Origin of the sequence: Salmonella sp. SAL-020, from assembly GCF_017372215.1 — a bacterium.
GTDB lineage: Bacteria > Pseudomonadota > Gammaproteobacteria > Enterobacterales > Enterobacteriaceae > Salmonella > Salmonella enterica.
Genome location: NZ_CP071690.1, coordinates 3,981,714 through 4,001,476 on the forward strand (window position 1 = coordinate 3,981,714; position 19,763 = coordinate 4,001,476).

Consider the following 19,763-nt stretch of genomic DNA (forward strand, 5'->3'; position numbering starts at 1 on the left):
TTAAAACGTTTCCCAATTATCGCTGCCGTCGGCCACAGCGGCCTTTGGTGACGACACGGCTGCCGGGGTTTTTACCGCAGCCACATCACGCGCACGCTGCTGTTGCTGTTGAATACGGAACACCGCGACGGCCTGGGTCAGACGGCTGGCTTGCTCTTCCAGCGCCGCAGCCGCGGCGGCGGACTCTTCCACCAGCGAGGCGTTCTGCTGCGTTACGCGATCCATCTCCGCTACCGCCAGGCCCACCTGGTCGATACCACGGCTTTGCTCGTCAGACGCCGAGGCAATCTCGCCCATGATATCGGTCACGCGGGTCACTGCATTGACGATCTCATCCATGGTTTCACCGGCGCTTTCGACCAGCGTCGAACCTACATCAACACGGCTCACGGAATCCTCAATCAGACTCTTGATCTCCCGCGCTGCCTGCGCGCTCCGCTGGGCCAGATTACGGACTTCACCGGCCACCACCGCGAACCCGCGTCCCTGCTCGCCTGCGCGCGCCGCTTCTACCGCCGCATTCAGCGCCAGGATATTGGTCTGGAAAGCAATACCGTCGATTACGCTGATAATATCGGCGATTTTCTGCGAACTGGAGGCGATATCGCGCATTGTTTGTACGACGTTATCCACCACTTTGCCGCCTTTTTGCGCTGTTTCAGAGGCGCTCAATGCCAGGTGACTGGCCTGACGGGCGTTTTCGGCGTTCTGTTTCACGGTGGCGGTCAGTTGTTCCATACTGGCGGCGGTCTCTTCCAGAGACGCTGCCTGCTGCTCAGTACGGGAAGAGAGATCGTTGTTGCCCATCGCAATCTCGCTGGCGCCGCTATAGATCGCATTCGCGCCGTTACGTACATCGCCAACGGTACGCATCAGTTCACTTTGCATATGACGCAGGTTTTCAGCCAACTGCCCCATTTCGTTGGAGCCTTCCACGTCGATACGCTTCACCAGATCGCCGCTGGCGATATGACGAATGCTTTCAATCAGACGATTCATCGGGGCGATAAGCGACAGTTTGATGCCGAACCAGACGGCGATAATGACCACCAGAACGGCAATCAGCACACTGACCAGTACCCACATCGCCTGGTTGTAGGAACTGTTGTTATCCTCAACAGCAATATCGTACAGACGATCGTTTTGCTGCATATAGGCCATGTACTGCTTCTCAAAAGCGTCCTGATAGCTTTGAGTCGGTTGATCAAAAAACTCGTTAATCTTACCCGCGCCAAGAAGCTGAATAAGCTCCGCCAACGCGCCGTGGTAGATATCATAGGTTCGTTTGATCTCAAGGAAAGCCGCTTCACTCTGACGTGGATCGCGCGGTAACGCCTCATACTGCGCCCAGTTTTTTTCGGTCAGCTTCAGCGTATTGGTCGCCCCCTGCATCAGTTCAGCGACAGTTGCGCCGCTGCCAATATTGCTCTGGTCCATCATCCAGCGGATACCCGCGCGATTCAGGGTATTACGCGTTTGCAACAGCTCCACCCAGGTTGCATTCAGGGCAGACTGCTGCTGACGAATGGTTTGCAATACGGTGAAGTTTTCTTTGTCATTCTTCAGCGAGTTGAAGAACAGCCCGCCGGATGTCAGTTGTAAAAGGCCAAATAGCGCCAATACCAGCAGTAAGCTGGTAACAATTTTAATTCGCTTTAACATGTTTTCTCTTTCCGCTAGACAGATACAGAATTTTCGGCCTGGAAAGGGAAAACTTTATGGGATGCGCGCCATTAATATCACGATTAGCTCAGTGAAGTCGTTATGACGCCCCGCGCAACAAGGATCGTCCCATTTTATATCGTGATCTCAATCACATAAAATAGCCCACGCCCTCCTCCGCGAAACCGCTTACCGGTACGTCCGACCGCTTAAACCGCCATACAACCACTCACTGATTTACCTAACTTTACGCGCGCGATGATCTGGCAAGATCCTCTCAGCATAGCAGTCAATCTACCTCCTCAAACACGAACTCAATGTCCACCCAGCTTCGGCTGATAATTAAACTTACAACCAGGTTTTACTATGGATACGAAAAAGATATTCAAGCACATACCCTGGGTGATTCTCGGAATCATCGGTGCTTTCTGCCTCTCGGTCGTTGCCCTACGTCGGGGTGAACACGTGAGCGCCCTGTGGATCGTGGTCGCTTCCGTTTCCGTCTATCTGGTGGCTTACCGCTACTACAGCCTGTACATCGCCCAGAAGGTCATGAAACTCGACCCGACGCGCGCGACGCCGGCGGTTATCAATAACGACGGCCTGAACTACGTGCCGACTAACCGCTACGTGCTGTTTGGTCACCACTTCGCCGCCATCGCTGGCGCAGGTCCGCTGGTCGGGCCGGTATTGGCCGCGCAGATGGGCTATCTGCCGGGGACACTGTGGTTACTGGCGGGCGTGGTGCTCGCGGGCGCAGTGCAGGACTTTATGGTGCTGTTCATCTCTTCCCGCCGTAACGGCGCCTCTCTTGGCGAGATGATCAAAGAAGAGATGGGTACCGTTCCAGGCACCATCGCGCTGTTCGGCTGCTTCTTAATCATGATCATCATCCTCGCGGTGCTGGCATTAATCGTGGTTAAAGCGCTGGCCGAAAGCCCGTGGGGCGTCTTCACCGTCTGCTCCACGGTGCCGATTGCGCTGTTTATGGGCATCTACATGCGCTTCCTGCGTCCGGGACGCGTAGGCGAAGTCTCCGTTATTGGTATCGTGCTGCTGGTGGCGTCTATTTACTTCGGCGGCGTGATTGCCCACGACCCTTACTGGGGCCCGGCGCTGACCTTTAAAGACACCACCATTACCTTCGCGCTGATCGGCTACGCCTTTGTTTCCGCGCTGCTGCCGGTATGGCTGATCCTCGCCCCGCGCGACTATCTCGCTACCTTCCTGAAAATCGGCGTGATCGTCGGTCTGGCGCTGGGGATTGTGATCCTCAACCCAGAACTGAAAATGCCGGCGTTGACGCAGTATGTCGACGGTACCGGCCCGCTGTGGAAAGGCGCTCTGTTCCCGTTCCTGTTCATCACCATCGCCTGTGGCGCCGTCTCTGGCTTCCACGCGCTCATCTCTTCCGGCACCACACCGAAACTGCTGGCCTGTGAGACCGATGCGCGTTTTATCGGCTACGGCGCGATGCTGATGGAGTCCTTTGTTGCAGTGATGGCGCTGGTGGCGGCCTCGATCATTGAACCGGGTCTCTACTTCGCGATGAACACCCCGCCGGCAGGTCTGGGCATTACCATGCCAAACCTGCACGAGATGGGCGGCGAGAACGCGCCGCTGATTATGGCGCAGTTGAAAGACGTTACCGCACATGCAGCGGCGACCGTCAGCTCCTGGGGCTTTGTGATTTCCCCGGAACAAATCCTGCAAACTGCGAAAGATATCGGTGAACCGTCAGTATTGAACCGCGCAGGCGGCGCGCCAACGCTGGCAGTAGGTATCGCGCATGTGTTCCACAAAGTCCTGCCGATGGCGGATATGGGCTTCTGGTATCACTTCGGTATTCTGTTCGAAGCGCTGTTTATCCTGACCGCACTGGATGCGGGTACCCGTTCCGGCCGCTTTATGTTGCAAGATTTACTGGGTAACTTCGTCCCGTTCCTGAAAAAAACCGATTCTCTGGTCGCGGGTATCATCGGTACCGCAGGCTGCGTCGGTTTGTGGGGCTATCTGCTGTATCAGGGCGTGGTCGACCCGCTGGGCGGCGTGAAGAGCCTGTGGCCGCTGTTCGGTATCTCTAACCAGATGCTGGCCGCCGTGGCGCTGGTGTTGAGCACCGTGGTACTGATCAAAATGCAGCGCACCAAGTACATCTGGGTGACGGTAATCCCGGCGGTATGGCTGCTGATCTGCACCACCTGGGCACTGGGCCTGAAACTGTTCAGCGCCAACCCACAGATGGAAGGTTTCTTCTACATGGCAAACCTGTATAAAGAGAAGATTGCCAACGGCACCAACCTGACCGCGCAGCAGATTGCCAATATGAACCATATCGTGGTGAACAACTACACTAACGCTGGTTTGAGTATTCTGTTCCTGGTGGTGGTGTACAGTATTATCTTCTACGGTTTCACCACCTGGATGAAGGTACGCAACAGCGATAAACGTACCGACAAAGAAACCCCGTATGTGCCCGTGCCGGAGGGCGGCGTGAAGATCTCTTCACACCACTAAAACTGATGCCGGGTAGCGCACAGCGATCCCGGCTAGTGTAGGCCGGATAAGGCGCAAGCCGCCATCCGGCTTTATTCATTAACAGGACGGCAGAATGTTTGATACTTTAGGTCAGGCAAAAAAATATCTCGGCCAGGCGGCAAAAATGTTGATTGGTATTCCGGACTACGACAACTATGTCGAGCACATGAAAACCAACCATCCCGACAAGCCGTACATGACCTATGAAGAGTTCTTCCGCGAACGTCAGCAAGCACGTTACGGCGGCGATGGCAAAGGCGGTATGCGCTGTTGTTAATGGAGAGACTATGACCCCGATTGCAGTTACCCTACTTACCGGTTTTCTTGGTGCCGGCAAAACCACCCTACTACGCCATATCCTCAACGAACAACATGGTTTTAAAATCGCCGTTATCGAAAACGAATTTGGCGAAGTCTCCGTTGACGATCAACTGATTGGCGATCGCGCCACACAGATCAAAACCCTGACTAACGGCTGCATCTGTTGTACCCGCTCCAACGAGCTGGAAGATGCGCTATTAGACCTGCTCGACAGCCGCGACCGCGGCGATATTGCTTTCGACCGCCTGGTGATTGAATGCACCGGCATGGCTGACCCCGGCCCGATAATTCAGACCTTTTTCTCCCATGACGTATTATGCGAACGCTACCTGTTAGACGGCGTGATTGCGCTGGTCGACGCGGTGCACGCTAACGAGCAGATGAACCAGTTCACCATCGCCCAGTCGCAGATAGGCTACGCCGACCGTATCCTGCTGACCAAAACCGACGTGGCAGGCGACAGCGAGAAACTGCGCGAGCGGCTGGCGCGTATCAACGCCCGCGCCCCGGTTTACACCGTGGTACACGGCGATATTGACCTGAGTCAGTTGTTTAATACCAGCGGCTTTATGCTGGAAGAGAGCGTGCTGGCAAGCCAACCGCGTTTCCACTTTATTGCCGATAAACAGAACGATGTGTCGTCAATTGTGGTGGAACTGGATTACCCGGTGGATATCAGCGAGGTTTCGCGGGTGATGGAAAACCTGCTGCTGGAATCAGCGGATAAACTGCTGCGTTACAAAGGGATGCTGTGGATCGACGGCGAACCCAACCGCCTGCTGTTCCAGGGCGTGCAGCGCCTCTACAGCGCCGACTGGGACAGACCGTGGGGCGACGAAACGCCGCACAGCACGCTGGTATTTATCGGGATCCAGTTGCCGGAAGACGAGATCAGAGCGGCGTTTGCGGGGTTAAGGAAGTAACCATTAAGCGCTTATCTGGCCTGGCGGGAATTTGTAGGCCGGATAAGGCGCAGCCGCCATCCGGCATCTTCGGGCTATTTCTTATTTTGCTCGCGCAGCATCGCCTCGCGCAGAATGGCATTGAGCCGCGTCTGGTAGCCTTTTCCTGGCCGTTTCAGCCACTCCATCACATCGGCGTCAATACGCACCGAGGCCTGAGTTTTTAACGGGCGAAAAAACTTACCACGCACTGCTTCAGACCACTGCCCATCCTCCGAAGCGGGAATGTCGCTGTAATCAATCTCATCATCTGATTTTTTCGCCAGCGCCTTCAGTTCAGCCTCATGCTGAGCACTCAGCGCGGATGCATTGCCGCGTTTATGTTTAACCATGCTCATAACGATTCCTCTCTTTTCTGTCTGCCTTGCGAGCGCTGATGATACGGATAACTTCAAAACCACTTTCGAACCGAACGCTATGAGCAACCAGAATGACCACAATGCCATGAACAAGGCCGAGGGTCTGCCAACGATATTCTCCATTCTCATAACGCTCCTGACGTGACAGGTGTCGGGGATCGTCAAACACCAGTACCGCATCCTCAAAGCGGACACCGTGCTTCCTCAGGTTGCTTTTAGCCTTGTTCGCATCCCATTCAAACTCCATCGGCATGTGTTTTCCCTAATTGTATATACAAAAATGTATATACAATTATCTTACGATTATACCTGGATTGTTGGAAATAGCTTCACAATTTGCGTATTCGAGATAAAAGAAAATTGACCAGAAGAGTAGGCCGCAGAAGGCGCAGCCGGCATCCGGCATCCGGCATCCGGCATCCGGCATCTTCTGGCTATTTCTTATTTTGCTCTCGCAGCATCGCTTCGTGCAGAATGGCATTAGGCGTCTATCGCCTCCGTCCATTCCCCCTCCGAAAAGGGAATGATTAATTTATCATAAATATTCTTCTTCTTTATGATTTCAGTAATATTTGTTAAAATTATCAAAATAAAACGAAGTTTTTAATTTATTTGATTTTGCGTTATTTTGCTTGAATAGCATAAATCGCATGAATATATAGGTGTAATATGGCAATCATTATTCCCACCGTAAGTAGCTGTAGCGAGAAAATTACAGCAGGCGAAAAAAGGCTGGCAAGGCTACTGGAGAGAGGGTTAAGCGATAGCTGTACCTGCTGGTACGACACGCCGATGGGCAAACAACATAGTCATCCTGACTTTGTTATTCTGACCCCCGACAAAGGTATATTATTCATTGAAGTTAAGGACTGGTTTATTACAAAAATCAAAGGTGCTAATAAAACATATGTCCAGTATGAAACTAAAAATGGTATAGAAAGTTTAAAAAATCCTATTGAGCAAGTTCGTCAGTATGCTTTCCAGACCATTAATAGCCTCAAAACAGATCCACAACTTCGCCAGCAAGAAGGCCAATATCAGGGCAGTTTTGTTATGCCGTATGGATACGGCGTGTATCTGTCCAATATTTCTCGCTCTCAGCTTGAGAAAGCCTTTTCACCTACCGAACTTGCAGACATACTCCCTACCGATAAGGTGATATGTAAGGATGAACTCAATGAATTTATGTCTCAGGAAAAAGTAGCTGCCAGGCTCGCATTACTTGCCAAATACAACTTTGCTCACCAGACTACACCTCAGCAGCTGGATCGTATAAGATGGCATCTTTATCCTGATATTCGAATCCATAAACCCATTAAGCAAGCTGATGTAAAGAATTTCACACTCCACACACCAAGTATTATATCCATTATGGACCGGCAACAGGAACAACTTGCAAGAAGCATGGGGTCCGGACATCGGGTGATTCATGGCGTTGCAGGATCTGGTAAAACACTGATATTACTTCACCGTTGCCTCGAACTTGCAAATAATATTGAAAACGAAAAACCTGTTTTGGTCATTTGCTACAACATTACGCTCGCCAGAAAACTCAAAGCCCTTATTGAGAAACATACGCTCAGGCTTCCTGTTGAGGTCACACATTTTCATTTATGGTGTCATCAACAATTACAGTCTTATGGACGGCTACCGCCAAAAAGCAAAAACTTTGTTGAGCTAATGGAAAATGCCCTTTCTATCGCCTTTGAGGATGGAATCATCCAGCCAGAGCAGTACAGCGCCGTGCTGATCGACGAAGGCCACGATTTTAATCCTGAGTGGCTAAGAATTCTTACCCGAATGGCAGACACCAAAAATAACACACTGCTTTTCCTTTATGATGATGCACAATCAATTTATCAGAAAAAGAAAGCGCTCGACTTCACCTTATCCAGCGTCGGCATTAAAGCTCAGGGGCGAACGACTCTGTGCTGACGCCGGGCCGTTATGTCGGTGCCGCCGAGCAGGAAGACGACGGCGTAGCGTTTGAAACCAAAATGCGCGAGTTGTCGCAGACGTTGTTTGCACAGATGAAGCAGGCGGAAGAACTGGATAACGCGATTCGTCAGAATCTGGAGGTGCTGGGTTATGGCATTTGAAAAGACAATCCCACTCAATGAATTTATCACTCTTCAAAGAGGTTTCGATTTACCTCAAGATAAAAGAGTTATGGGCGATATTCCAGTCGTAGCTTCAACGGGAGTTGTTGGTTACCACAATGAAGAGAAAGTTCTAGCTCCAGGTGTTGTTATCGGGCGAAGTGGTAGCATTGGTGGTGGTCAGTATATAACAACTAATTTTTGGCCTTTAAACACAACATTGTGGGTTAAGGATTTTAAGGGGCACCACCCTAGATTTGTTTATTATTTACTTAGAAGTATTGATTTTAGCCAATTTAATGTTGGCTCAGGTGTGCCCACATTAAATAGAAATCACCTTAGTGGAATACTCGTAGCGGATACCAGCTATAGTTATGAAAAAGAAGCTTCTGATATTATTGGCATTTTAGATGATAAAATAAAATTAAATAAAGAGCTCAACCATACCCTGGAACAAATATCCCAAACCCTGTTCAAATCCTGGTTTGTGGATTTCGACCCGGTGATTGACAACGCGCTGGATGCGGGAAACCCAATCCCGGAAGCGCTGCAATCTCGCGCTGAACTGCGTCAAAAAATTCGCAATAGTGCAGATTTCAAACCACTTCCGGCGGATATTCGTGCACTGTTCCCGGCTGAATTTGAAGAAACAGAGTTAGGTTGGATGCCGAAAGGTTGGATAACAACATCTTTCAACGATTTGATAGAACTAATTGGTGGTGGCACACCTAAAACCTCTGTAGAAGAGTTCTGGAATGGAGATATTCCATGGTTCTCTGTCGTCGATGCACCTAGTGAATCCGACGTATACGTATTAACTACAGAGAAAAAAATTACCATTGAAGGACTCAACAATTCCTCCGCAAAGTTATTAAGAAAAGGAACAACAATAATCAGCGCCAGAGGAACTGTAGGGAAATGCGCTATGGTTGCTGTACCGATGGCAATGAATCAGTCATGCTATGGTGTTATCGGTAAAAATAATATTTCTGATGAATATATTTACTTCCAATTAAAAAATGCAGTCCAAACCCTTCAACAAATGGGACACGGCTCAGTTTTCAACACAATAACAAGAGATACATTCAAAAATATTAAAGTTCCTTTTTGCAATGAAGAATTAACAAATAGCTATTCTTTGCTTGTTAAAAATTATTTTTCAAAAATACTGAATAATAATTATCAAAATATTGCTTTAACAAACCTCCGCGACACCCTGCTCCCCAAACTCATCTCCGGCGAGCTGTCCCTGGAGGATCTACCAAACTTAGCCAAACAAACCGAACCCGCATAACCCATTTTGCCCCTGAAAAATCAGGGGCTTTCTGTTAAGGTTTTCTCTGTTACAGGAACCCTTACCAGAAAATCAGCCAGGGCCGGAGCGAGATATGCATCTCTCATTCAGTGAAGCGAAGTTAGAACAGGCGATAATTGAACTGTTACAGGATCAGGGCTATCAGCACCTGATCGGCGATAATGTGCCGCGTTCCAGCCTCGATCAGGTGATTATCGAAGACGATCTTCGTCACTACCTCGCCGCACGCTATCAGGCCGACGGCATCACCGAAGAGGAGATCCAGCGGCTGATCAAACAGTTCACCACCCTGCCCGCCTCCGATCTCTATGAAAGCAACAAAACCTTCTGCGCCTGGCTGGCCAACGGTTTCCTGTTTAAACGCGACGATCGCCAGCAGAAAGATCTCTATATCGAACTGCTCGACACCCGGCATCTGCCCGCCGCGCTGCGTGAACTGTTCGATACCGAAGATGTGCCGCTGCAACAGGCCGCAGAAACGCCGGCAAGTTATCATCTTATCCAGCCGCTGAACCGGGTAAAAATCGTCAATCAGCTGACCATCACCGGCAAAGAAAACCAGCCGCGTATCCCGGATGCCATTCTGTATATCAACGGCCTGCCGTTAGTAGTGTTTGAATTTAAAAGTGCGGTGCGCGAGCAGGAAGCCAATATTGGCGATGCCTGGAAACAGCTCTGCACCCGCTATCGCCGCGATATTCCGCAGCTGTTTGTCTATAACGCGCTGTGCATTATCAGCGACGGCGTCAATAACCGCATGGGCAACCTGTTTGCGCCGTACGAGTATTTCTATTCCTGGCGCAAAGTCACCGGCAATGAAAACCGCGAGCAGAACGGCATCCCTTCCCTGCACTCGATGATTCAGGGGCTGTTTCACCCGGTCCGCCTGCTGGACGTGATCAAAAACTTTATCTGCTTCCCGGATAAAGCCAAACACGAAGTGAAAATCTGCTGCCGCTACCCGCAGTACTATGCGGCACGCAAGCTGTATTACAGCATCGAACGGGCGCGTAAACCTTTCGGCGACGGCAAGGGCGGCACCTACTTTGGCGCAACCGGCTGCGGCAAGAGCTACACCATGCAGTTCTTAACCCGCCTGCTGATGAAAAGCGTCGAATTCGCCAGCCCAACGATCGTGCTGATCACCGACCGCACCGATCTGGACGATCAGCTCTCAGCGCAGATGTGCAATGCCAAAAACTATATCGGCGACGACACCGTGGTGCCCGTCACCAGCCGCGACGATCTGCGGGAGAAGCTGGCCGGTCGCAACAGCGGCGGCGTCTTCCTGACCACCATCCATAAATTTACCGAAGATACCGAACTGCTCTCCGAGCGCAGCAATATCATCTGTATTTCCGATGAAGCGCACCGCAGCCAGGTCAACCTCGATCAGAAAGTGATCGTCGATAAAGAGAGCGGCAGGGTGCGTAAAACCTACGGTTTCGCCAAATATCTGCACGACTCGCTGCCGCGGGCCACCTACGTTGGTTTTACCGGCACCCCTATCGACGCCACGATGGACGTCTTTGGCGTTATCGTGGACAGCTACACCATGACTGAATCCGTGCAGGATGAGATCACCGTGCGCATCGTCTACGAAGGCCGCGCCGCGAAGGTCATCCTCGATGCCGGTAAGCTGGAAGAGGTGGAAAAGTATTACGAAGAGTGCGCCAATGCGGGCACCAACGAGTGGCAAATCGACGAGAGCAAAAAAGCCAGCGCCACCATGAACGCCATTCTTGGCGATGAAGACCGCCTGAAAGCGCTGGCGGAAGACTTTGCGAAACACTATGAAAAACGTGTCGCCGAAGGCTCAACGGTGAAAGGCAAAGCGATGTTTGTCTGCGCCAGCCGCGAGATTGCCTGGGATTTCTATCGTCAGTTGAAAGACTTTCGTCCCGCGTGGTTTGAAGTTAAGCAGGCCCCGGAGGGGGTTGAGCTGACCGGGCAGGAGGAGAAAGAGCTGCCGCCGTCCGAAATGGTCAAGATGGTGATGACACGCGGTAAAGACGATGACGCGAAACTGTACGATTTGCTGGGCAGTAAAGAGTACCGCAAAGAGCTGGATAAACAGTTCAAAAACGCGAAGTCGAATTTCAAAATCGCCATCGTGGTGGACATGTGGCTGACCGGTTTTGACGTGCCGGAGCTGGACACCATTTATATCGATAAGCCGCTGCAAAAGCATAACCTGATCCAGACCATCTCCCGCGTTAACCGCAAGATGGAAGGCAAAAGCAAAGGGCTGGTCGTCGACTATATCGGCATTAAGCGCCAGATGAACCAGGCGCTGGCGATGTATTCGCGCATTGACGCCACCAACTTTGAAGATATTCAGCAGTCAGTCATTGAGGTGAAAAATCATCTCGATCTGCTGGCGCAGGTGTTCCATGAATTCGACAGCCGCCCTTATTTCAGCGGCGAGCCGCAGGCGCAGCTTGCCTGCCTGAACTTCGCGGCAGAATTTGTCATGCGCACCCAGAAGCTGGAACGCCGCTTTATGGGGCTGGTGAAGCGGCTGAAAGCGGCCTATGACGTCTGCTGCGGCAGCGAGGCGCTGTCGCAGGCCGAGCGCGACCATATCCATTTTTACATTGCCGTGCGCTCTATCGTCTTCAAGCTGACCAAAGGCGACGCGCCGGACCTCACACAGATGAACGCTCGCGTGCGCGAGATGATCGCCGAAGCGCTGAAAGCCGACGGCGTGGAAGAGCTATTTTTCCTCGGTGACAAGAAAGCGGAGTCGATCGATATTTTCGACGATGATTATCTGGCGCGCATTAATAAGATCAAACTGCCGGCCACCAAAATTCAGCTGCTGCAAAAGCTGCTGGAAAAAGCCATCAGCGACTTTAAACAGATCAACCAGCTTCAGGGGATCAATTTCACCCGTCGTTTCCAGTCCATTATGGATAAATATAACGAGCGCCGGGAAGATGACGTCCTCAACGGTGAAGAGTTTGATAACTTCAGCCAGGAGATGACCGATATTATCTACGATATTAAAACCGAGATGGGCACCTATGCCGAGATGGGTATTGATATCGAAGAGAAAGCCTTTTACGACATTCTGGCGCATATGCGTGATAAGTATCAGTTTACCTATGAGGACGACAAGATGCTGGCGCTGGCAAAAGAGATGAAGGCGGTGGTCGATAACACCTCGAAGTATCCGGACTGGAGCAAGCGTGATGATATTAAGGCGAAGCTGAAGGTGGAGCTAATCCTGCTGCTGCACAAGCACAAGTTCCCGCCGGTGGCGAATGATGATGTGTATATGGGCGTGCTGTCGCAGGCGGAGAATTTTAAGCAGCACCATAGTCATACGCTGCATTAATTTTAGCGTCGGATGGCGCTAACGCTTATCCGACCTACGGCCCGCTGCCCGGTAACCACCTGCTGTCGGGCTTATAACATATCTCACCTCCAAAAGCCCGATTTCCGCTTTTATCTCTTTTCACATAACGTATGATAGTGCGCAGAAAATTCAGGAGGGATCCATGAGCGATATCCAGCTTTTCCGCCTCGGTGGCGGGAAAGTACAAGAACTGCCGGGCAAAGCCGCAGCCATTGAAAAAGATCTGCAAATGCTGATCGAATCCCATATGGAAACGTTCCTTGGCGTCCGCTTTCTCGAGACCGAATACCACACGGGTAAAACCCATCGTGGGCGAATTGATTCCCTCGGCCTCGATGAAAATAACTGCCCGGTGATTATTGAATATAAGCGCCACAGCAATGAAAACGTCATTAACCAGGGGCTGTTTTATCTCGACTGGCTGCTCGATCATAAAGCGGAATTTCAGTTGCTGGTGATGGAAAAAATAAGTAAAACCGCGGCCAAAGCCATTGACTGGTCCGGCACACGGTTAATCTGTATTGCCGCCGATTTTAATAAATACGACGAACATGCCGTTCAGCAAATCAACCGCAATATCAACCTGATCCGCTACAAGCTTTTTGCCGACGACCTGTTAATGCTGGAACTGGTTAACGCCGTGGTCGAAAATAGCCCTCAGTACATCATCGCGAACGGTTCCGTCAGCAGCGGTAAACGCCATACCCGCACGCAGCGCGAACAGCTCTCTTCAGCCTCTCCCGCGCTGCTTTCATTATATGAACAGCTAAAAAGTTATGTGCTCTCACTCAGTGATGAGGTTCAGTTTAAAGAGCTTAAGCTCTATGACGCCTTCCGCCTCATTCGCAACTTTCTGTGCGTAGCCGTTTATCCCGTGACCGACCCACACCTACGCCTGTGGCTGAAAATCAATCCACAGCATATCCAGCTTGAAGAAGGATTTAGCCGGGACGTCACAAACATTGGCCACTGGGGAACCGGCGACGTCGAATTGATTGTGCGTAACGAACACGATCTGGATAAAGCCAAACTGCTGATCGAGAAAGCCTGGCAGGAAAATTAGCGTTCCAGGATACCCGCCTACTGGAGAGGTTAAGATAAGATTATCCAGCCTTTCCAGTTTTACTGGCTCTTATCTGTTATTCCACATCCTTCTTTTCCAACCCAATATCCCTTAACTGCTCATCACTCATTCGTCGCAGCGCCTGACAGGCCCGCTTACGCAGCCACCACCTTTTTAGCGCCCGTCTGAGCTGCACAAAGCCAATAAATGGTTGCCTGGGGCGGTTCTCGTAAAATTCCATACCAGCCTCCGCATAGAACAGAAAATGCGGGCATCATGAATGTCTGTACAAACAATACCGGGATAAAAAGCACGGTTAGTGCAACGTGGATAAATAAGGAGGGCAATTGAGGGGGTTTTGTTCGCTTATTTCGTTCTGATTTAAGATCTGCGTCCTTCGCTGCAAAAAGCCAGGCCCCTCCCGATTTCAGAGGGGCAACAGGGATTAGCGGCGCACCACTACCAGCTTCTGGTTCACAAACTCCTTAATCCCCAGATCCGATAGCTCGCGTCCGAAGCCCGAACGCTTAACGCCGCCGAACGGCAGCTCCGCTGCGGTGTCGGTCAGCCAGTTGATATAAACCATCCCGGTTTCAATCCGGGAGGCCATGCGTTTAGCGCGTTCGATATTCTGACTAAACACTGCGCCGCCCAGGCCGTAGTGGGAATCGTTGGCGAGTTTCACCGCCTCATCATCGTCTTTCACCACATACATCTGCGCCACCGGGCCGAAGAACTCTTCAAAGTACGCCGGGTTGTCACGCGTAATATTGGTCAGAATGGTCGGCTCAAAGAAGTTGCCTTTGCTTTCCAGCGGCGTGCCGCCAACGTGCAGCGTCGCACCATTTTTCACCGCTTCCTCGACCTGTCTGGTCAGTGTATCCAGAGCATCTTTCGACGACAGCGGCCCCAGTTCGGTAGAAGCGTCCATCTGATCCCCCACCTTCACCTTCCTGAACGCCTCGGTGAACTGGCTGAGGAATTGATCGGCGATTTTCTCATGCAGGATAAAGCGCTTCGCCGCCGTACATACCTGCCCCGCATTAGTGAGCCGTGCCTGCACGCCAATTTTCACCGCTTTCTCAAGATCGGCATCGTCCAGCACGACGAACACATCGTTCCCGCCCAGTTCCAGCGTCGATTTTTTAATGTGCTTCGCCGCCTGTGCCGCCACGGCGCTCCCCGCTTTTTCAGATCCGGTCAGCGCCGCGCCCTGCACGCGCGGGTCGGCGATGATGTTCGCCACCTGATCGGAGGAAATAAACAGGTTGGTCCATGCGCCTTCCGGCGCGCCGGCTTCACGCACCAGATGGGCAAATGTCTCGGCGCAGTGCGGTACGATGCTGGCATGTTTCGCCAGCACCGGGTTACCAGCGGCCAGGTTCGGCGCCAGCACACGCATCAACTGATAGTACGGGAAGTTCCACGGCTCAACAGCCATGATGACGCCAATCGGATGATGTTCTACCCACGCGTCGCCAAACTCGGTTTTATAAGGCACCGGGGCAAGAAACTGCTTCGCGTTATCCGCATAATAGCGAGCGATCTGCGCACACAGTTTGACTTCGCCACGGCTCTGCTCGATGAGCTTGCCCATCTCCTGGCTGGCGATTTTTGCCAGTTCTTCAACACGGCTGTCGATCAAGTCAGCCAGCTTATGCAGTACCGGCAGACGTTGGTCAATCTCTCCCTTGGACCAGTCGGAGTGATAGAGCGCGTCAGCTTTTTGCAGCGCGGTTTCAATATCCGCGCCCGTGTGCGGGGGATACTCTTTAATGAGCTGATTATTGGCAGGATTCACTGTCTGGTAAGCCATATCACATGTCTCCTTGTTATCGTCATTAAGGCAGCCGTAAATGCCGCTCAGAACAATAAGGGTAGTAGAGATGGCTGGCGCTATCGGTAAAGTTCGGTATATTCGTGCGGTTATCAACGATAATTATAGAGAGCGTTGCCCGGTGGGCACCGGGCCTGCAACATTCAGACTGGAACCGTGTTAGTGACTAACATCCTGAAGCTCTTCAGCCGTAAGGCCGGTGAACCGCTGGACAGTCTCGCGGTCAAGTCCGTCCGCCAGCATCTGTCTGGCGATACGCAATGCGGCAACATGCTGACCTTTTTCCAGCCCTTTTTCTAATCCTTCCTCCAGACCGACCTGTCTTCCTTGCCGTTCCCCTTTTCTGCGATCCGCTGCGCGGATCCTCTCTATCAGCGTCATCAGTCTCTCCTTAGTGTGCGGGACATGCCCTACCACATCACGAATAAACGTGGTGAAACGAGGCGTATGTCCGTGCTGAATCATAAGATAATTAAACAGCGCTTTAAGCTGCCTGTCATTAGCGCAACCAGTAACTAACAGCGAAGCAATCCGTTCAACCAGTCCCAGCAGGTCCCGCTGGCGGATATGTTTTTGGATGAGCTCCAGCAGCGCAATGCGGCGGTGCTGCATAATGTCATCATCCGATACCACCGTAATATCGACCAGCGGAAAGGCAGCGGCATAGAGTCTTCTTGCCACTTCCGGGTTCGCAAACTCATCCAGCCAGCACAGCGAAAAAGGATACGGGCTATCAACACCGTGATAAAACAGCATCGGCACCACCAGCGGAAGATGCTTATGCCCCGCATCCAGATGCTGTTGCATTGCCGCCATCGCATACCGCATCAGCCGAAACGCCATATGCGCATCCGGCGTGCTCTGATGTTCAATCACGACATAGATATAACCGTCGCCCTCGCGCGTTTTCAGCGACCAAAGCACATCGGAATAATAGGCTCGCAGATTTTTTTCAATAAAACTGCCGGGCTCCAGCTTTAGCGTCCGCAGGTCGCAAAGCTGGCGTAACGACACCGGCAGATGAATCTCCATAAAATCGCGGGCGGTTTCCGGGTGGCGCAAAAAGGTTTTAAACACCGCATCATGCGGTGTTGAGGTCGTCGATTTTTTCATGGCGCTCCGTCACCCCAAACCAGGATGCTGCGACTCTACCTCCTGAAAATTCCTTTCTCATCCGTACCTTTTCAGCATTGCGAGGCGCGACGGAAGATAAATCCTGTTATCTGTAATGCACATGCATTTTCGGAACTGAACACGCAAAATGCCAGTCTGCGCGCCCTGCCTTTATCTTTATTAACCAGACAAACTCTTTTGATTAACATCAAAATTTAATTACACTTAATGTGTATATTTTCCGTGCAACGTAAATTTCCCGAGGTGTGATGTGCTGATTGTTATCTGTAATCGCCACACGTTCTGACGAGATTCAGAACGCGTCTCTTCCTGTCTGTGTTTTCACCGGCAGCGTTTTTGATTACATGAAATTCAGTACATCCGCAGCCGCTGTTTCCATCGCCTGCCTGACGTCACGATGACGGTATTGAGTTTCGCTATCCCATCATGGGGTTCTCCGACATGGAGCGCATTTTTTATGCAACGGATTATTCAGTTTTTCTCCCAACGCGCCACAACGTTATTTTTCCCGATGGCGCTGATTTTGTACGATTTTGCCGCCTATCTGACGACGGATCTGATTCAGCCTGGCATCATTAACGTCGTGCGCGATTTTAATGCTGACGTCAGTCTTGCGCCGGCCTCGGTCAGTCTCTATCTGGCGGGAGGAATGGCGTTGCAATGGCTTCTGGGGCCGCTATCCGACAGGATTGGCCGCCGGCCAGTGCTGATTGCAGGCGCATTAATTTTTACTCTCGCCTGCGCGGCAACGCTGTTGACGACCTCAATGACGCAGTTTCTGGTTGCCCGTTTTGTGCAGGGCACCAGCATTTGCTTTATCGCAACGGTCGGCTACGTCACGGTACAGGAGGCCTTCGGTCAAACCAAAGCCATTAAGCTGATGGCGATTATTACCTCCATTGTGCTGGTCGCTCCGGTTATCGGCCCGCTCTCCGGCGCCGCGCTGATGCACTTCGTTCACTGGAAGGTACTGTTCGGTATTATTGCGGTGATGGGACTGTTGGCATTGTGCGGCCTGCTGCTGGCGATGCCAGAAACGGTGCAACGCGGCGCGGTGCCGTTCAGCGCGGTGAGCGTACTGCGCGATTTTCGTAATGTGTTTCGCAACCCGATTTTTCTCACCGGGGCGGCGACGCTGTCGTTGAGCTACATCCCGATGATGAGCTGGGTGGCGGTGTCGCCGGTGATCCTGATCGATGCCGGCGGGATGAGTACTTCGCAATTCGCCTGGGCGCAGGTGCCCGTATTCGGCGCGGTGATCGTGGCCAATATGATCGTTGTGCGCCTGGTGAAAGATCCGACCCGACCGCGTTTTATCTGGCGCGCCGTACCAATCCAGTTAAGCGGGCTGGCGACATTGCTCCTCGGTAATCTTCTTCTGCCGCACGTCTGGCTTTGGTCTGTGCTGGGCACCAGCCTGTACGCGTTCGGCATTGGCATGATTTTCCCGACGCTGTTTCGCTTCACGCTTTTTTCCAACAACTTGCCAAAAGGGACAGTTTCAGCCTCGCTGAACATGGTGATTCTGACGGTGATGGCGGTGTCGGTCGAAGTTGGCCGCTGGCTGTGGTTTCACGGCGGGAGACTGCCGTTTCACCTGCTGGCAGCGGTGGCCGGGGTGATTGTGGTCTTCACTCTGGCGACACTATTACAGCGCGTGCGCCAGCATGAGGCGGCAGAACTGGCCGCTGAGAAGTAAACACTCTGCCGGATAGAGGCTTATCCGGCACAGGATAATCTGATGTTTTTTGCACGTTCCTGCCGTCTGGCTCTATCCTTAACCCTATGAATAAAATCGCCGAACTCAAACGCGCCAAACGCCTGGCGCTCTCACTGTTGCTGATAGCCGCCGCGACGTTTGTAACCACGCTTTTCCTGCCGCCCAGTTTTTGGGTGCTGGGCGTAAAAGCTATTGCCGAAGCGGCGATGGTTGGCGCGCTGGCGGACTGGTTTGCCGTGGTGGCGCTGTTTCGCCGCATTCCCATTCCGTTTATTTCACGACATACGGCGATTATTCCCCGTAACAAAGACCGAATCGGCGAAAATCTTGGGCAATTTGTACAGGAGAAGTTCCTTGATACGCAGTCGCTGATCGCGCTAATCCGCCGCCATGAACCCGCGCTGCTTATCGGAAACTGGTTCAGCCAGCCGGACAACGCCAGCCGGGTCGGGCAGCATCTGCTGCAAATTATGAGCGGCTTTCTGGAACTAACCGATGACGCCCGTATTCAGCGGCTGCTCAAGCGAGCGGTACATAAGGCGATTGATAAAGTGGATCTTTCCGGCACCAGCGCCCTGATGCTGGAAAGCATGACCAAAAACGATCGTCACCAGGTGTTACTCGATACGCTGATCGCCCAGCTTATCGCCCTGTTACAGCGTGACAGCTCCCGAACATTTATCGCCAGACAGATCATACGCTGGCTGGAAACCGAACATCCGTTAAAAGCGAAGATTCTGCCGACTGAATGGCTGGGAGAACACAGCGCTGAACTGGTCTCCGACGCGGTAAATTCTCTGCTGGATGATATCAGTCACGACCGCGCGCATCAGATTCGTCATGCCTTCGATCGTGCGACGTATAAGCTGATCGATAAACTTAAACATGATCCGGAAATGGCTGCCCGGGCAGAAAACATTAAAAGTTACCTGAAGGAAGATGAGGCGTTTAACCGTTATCTCGGCGAAATCTGGGCGGATCTACGCCAGTGGTTAAAAACAGATATCAACGCCGAAGACTCAAAGGGGAAGCAGCGCATCGCTCATGCCGGACAATGGTTTGGCGAGACGCTGATCGCCGACGACGCATTACGCGCCTCGCTTAACGGTCATCTGGAACAGGCCGCGCACCGCGTCGCGCCGGAATTCGCCGCCTTCCTGACGCGCCACATCAGCGATACCGTAAAAGGCTGGGATGCGCGCGATATGTCGCAGCAGATTGAGCTTAATATCGGTAAAGATTTGCAGTTTATCCGCGTGAACGGCACGCTGGTCGGCGGCGCTATTGGTCTGGTGTTATATTTACTGTCGCAAATACCGGCACTGCTCAGTATCTAAGAAGGGGAAGGCGCAATTCTCGTTCAGATTAACTGCCAAACCCCGCACGTGGGAG

Annotated in this window: 15 protein-coding genes and 2 pseudogenes; 11 read left to right on the forward strand and 6 right to left on the reverse strand. The window is 52.0% G+C overall.

What is annotated here, in order from left to right:
- Positions 1-1,662 (reverse strand): methyl-accepting chemotaxis protein, encoded by a 1,662-nt coding sequence (gene tsr, locus J1G48_RS19345; RefSeq protein ID WP_000919512.1) that lies wholly within the window; start codon positions 1,660-1,662, stop codon positions 1-3.
- A 366-nt stretch (positions 1,663-2,028) separates the two neighbouring features.
- Here tsr and btsT point away from each other — a divergent pair, with 366 nt between their 5' ends.
- The 3 genes from btsT to yjiA all read left to right on the forward strand — a co-directional run bounded on the left by btsT (position 2,029) and on the right by yjiA (position 5,444).
- Positions 2,029-4,179: a pyruvate/proton symporter BtsT gene (gene btsT / locus J1G48_RS19350; RefSeq protein WP_000379928.1), complete on the forward strand. Its 2,151-nt coding sequence runs from the start codon at positions 2,029-2,031 to the stop codon at positions 4,177-4,179.
- 94 nt (positions 4,180-4,273) lie between these two features.
- A complete protein-coding gene (locus tag J1G48_RS19355) occupies positions 4,274-4,477 on the forward strand; it encodes a YbdD/YjiX family protein (RefSeq protein ID WP_000460616.1) in 204 nt (67 codons plus the stop codon).
- Positions 4,478-4,487: 10 nt separating this feature from the next.
- Positions 4,488-5,444: a GTPase gene (gene yjiA, locus J1G48_RS19360; RefSeq protein ID WP_000187843.1), complete on the forward strand. Its 957-nt coding sequence runs from the start codon at positions 4,488-4,490 to the stop codon at positions 5,442-5,444.
- Positions 5,445-5,518: 74 nt separating this feature from the next.
- On the opposite strand, the gene J1G48_RS19365 is transcribed toward yjiA, so the two are convergent.
- Positions 5,519-5,821: a BrnA antitoxin family protein gene (locus tag J1G48_RS19365; protein WP_000063142.1), complete on the reverse strand. Its 303-nt coding sequence runs from the start codon at positions 5,819-5,821 to the stop codon at positions 5,519-5,521.
- Complete coding sequence (locus J1G48_RS19370) at positions 5,808-6,095, reverse strand: BrnT family toxin (protein WP_001131963.1); 288 nt, start codon at positions 6,093-6,095, stop codon at positions 5,808-5,810. The genes J1G48_RS19365 and J1G48_RS19370 overlap by 14 nt, the downstream gene beginning before the upstream one ends.
- A gap of 416 nt (positions 6,096-6,511) precedes the next feature.
- Between J1G48_RS19370 and J1G48_RS19375 the strand changes: the two are divergent.
- The 5 genes and pseudogenes from J1G48_RS19375 to J1G48_RS19395 form a co-directional block, all read left to right on the forward strand.
- Positions 6,512-7,768 (forward strand): annotated as a pseudogene (locus tag J1G48_RS19375) (NERD domain-containing protein/DEAD/DEAH box helicase); the annotation flags it as partial.
- A pseudogene (locus J1G48_RS19380) lies at positions 7,762-7,941 on the forward strand (DNA methyltransferase); the annotation flags it as partial. The pseudogenes J1G48_RS19375 and J1G48_RS19380, both read left to right, overlap by 7 nt.
- The gene (locus tag J1G48_RS19385; protein ID WP_000863534.1) at positions 7,931-9,235 is read left to right on the forward strand and encodes a type I restriction-modification protein specificity subunit; all 1,305 of its coding nucleotides are present in this window, start codon (positions 7,931-7,933) and stop codon (positions 9,233-9,235) included. The pseudogene J1G48_RS19380 and the gene J1G48_RS19385, both read left to right, overlap by 11 nt.
- Positions 9,236-9,329: 94 nt before the next feature.
- Positions 9,330-12,596 (forward strand): type I restriction endonuclease subunit R, encoded by a 3,267-nt coding sequence (locus J1G48_RS19390; RefSeq protein ID WP_000550712.1) that lies wholly within the window; start codon positions 9,330-9,332, stop codon positions 12,594-12,596.
- A gap of 163 nt (positions 12,597-12,759) precedes the next feature.
- A complete protein-coding gene (locus tag J1G48_RS19395; protein WP_001280242.1) occupies positions 12,760-13,680 on the forward strand; it encodes a DUF5655 domain-containing protein in 921 nt (306 codons plus the stop codon).
- Between the two features lie 76 nt (positions 13,681-13,756).
- Here J1G48_RS19395 and yjiS read toward each other — a convergent pair whose 3' ends face one another.
- The gene (gene yjiS / locus J1G48_RS19400; RefSeq protein WP_000397916.1) at positions 13,757-13,921 is read right to left on the reverse strand and encodes a DUF1127 domain-containing protein YjiS; all 165 of its coding nucleotides are present in this window, start codon (positions 13,919-13,921) and stop codon (positions 13,757-13,759) included.
- Between yjiS and J1G48_RS19405 the strand changes: the two genes are divergently transcribed.
- Entirely contained in the window at positions 13,888-14,031 is a 144-nt protein-coding gene (locus J1G48_RS19405) for a hypothetical protein (protein WP_001752348.1), read from the forward strand. The two genes, yjiS and J1G48_RS19405, sit on opposite strands and share 34 nt — an antisense overlap.
- A 94-nt stretch (positions 14,032-14,125) precedes the next feature.
- Here J1G48_RS19405 and J1G48_RS19410 read toward each other — a convergent pair whose 3' ends face one another.
- Together J1G48_RS19410 and J1G48_RS19415 are read right to left on the reverse strand one after the other, a co-directional pair.
- On the reverse strand, positions 14,126-15,496 hold the full coding sequence (locus J1G48_RS19410; RefSeq protein WP_000331438.1) for an NAD-dependent succinate-semialdehyde dehydrogenase: 1,371 nt from the start codon (positions 15,494-15,496) through the stop codon (positions 14,126-14,128).
- Positions 15,497-15,676: 180 nt separating this feature from the next.
- Positions 15,677-16,630, reverse strand: coding sequence for an Rpn family recombination-promoting nuclease/putative transposase (locus J1G48_RS19415; protein ID WP_000749994.1), 954 nt, complete (start codon positions 16,628-16,630; stop codon positions 15,677-15,679).
- A gap of 478 nt (positions 16,631-17,108) precedes the next feature.
- On the opposite strand from J1G48_RS19415, the gene mdtM reads away from it, so the two are divergent.
- Positions 17,109-18,350, forward strand: a complete 1,242-nt coding sequence (gene mdtM / locus J1G48_RS19420; RefSeq protein ID WP_001188918.1) for a multidrug efflux MFS transporter MdtM — start codon at positions 17,109-17,111, stop codon at positions 18,348-18,350.
- 86 nt (positions 18,351-18,436) lie between these two features.
- Positions 18,437-19,708 carry a DUF445 domain-containing protein gene (locus tag J1G48_RS19425; protein WP_001033031.1) on the forward strand — a complete coding sequence of 424 codons (1,272 nt, stop codon included), beginning with the start codon at positions 18,437-18,439 and terminating at the stop codon, positions 19,706-19,708.
- Positions 19,709-19,763 lie beyond the last annotated feature (55 nt).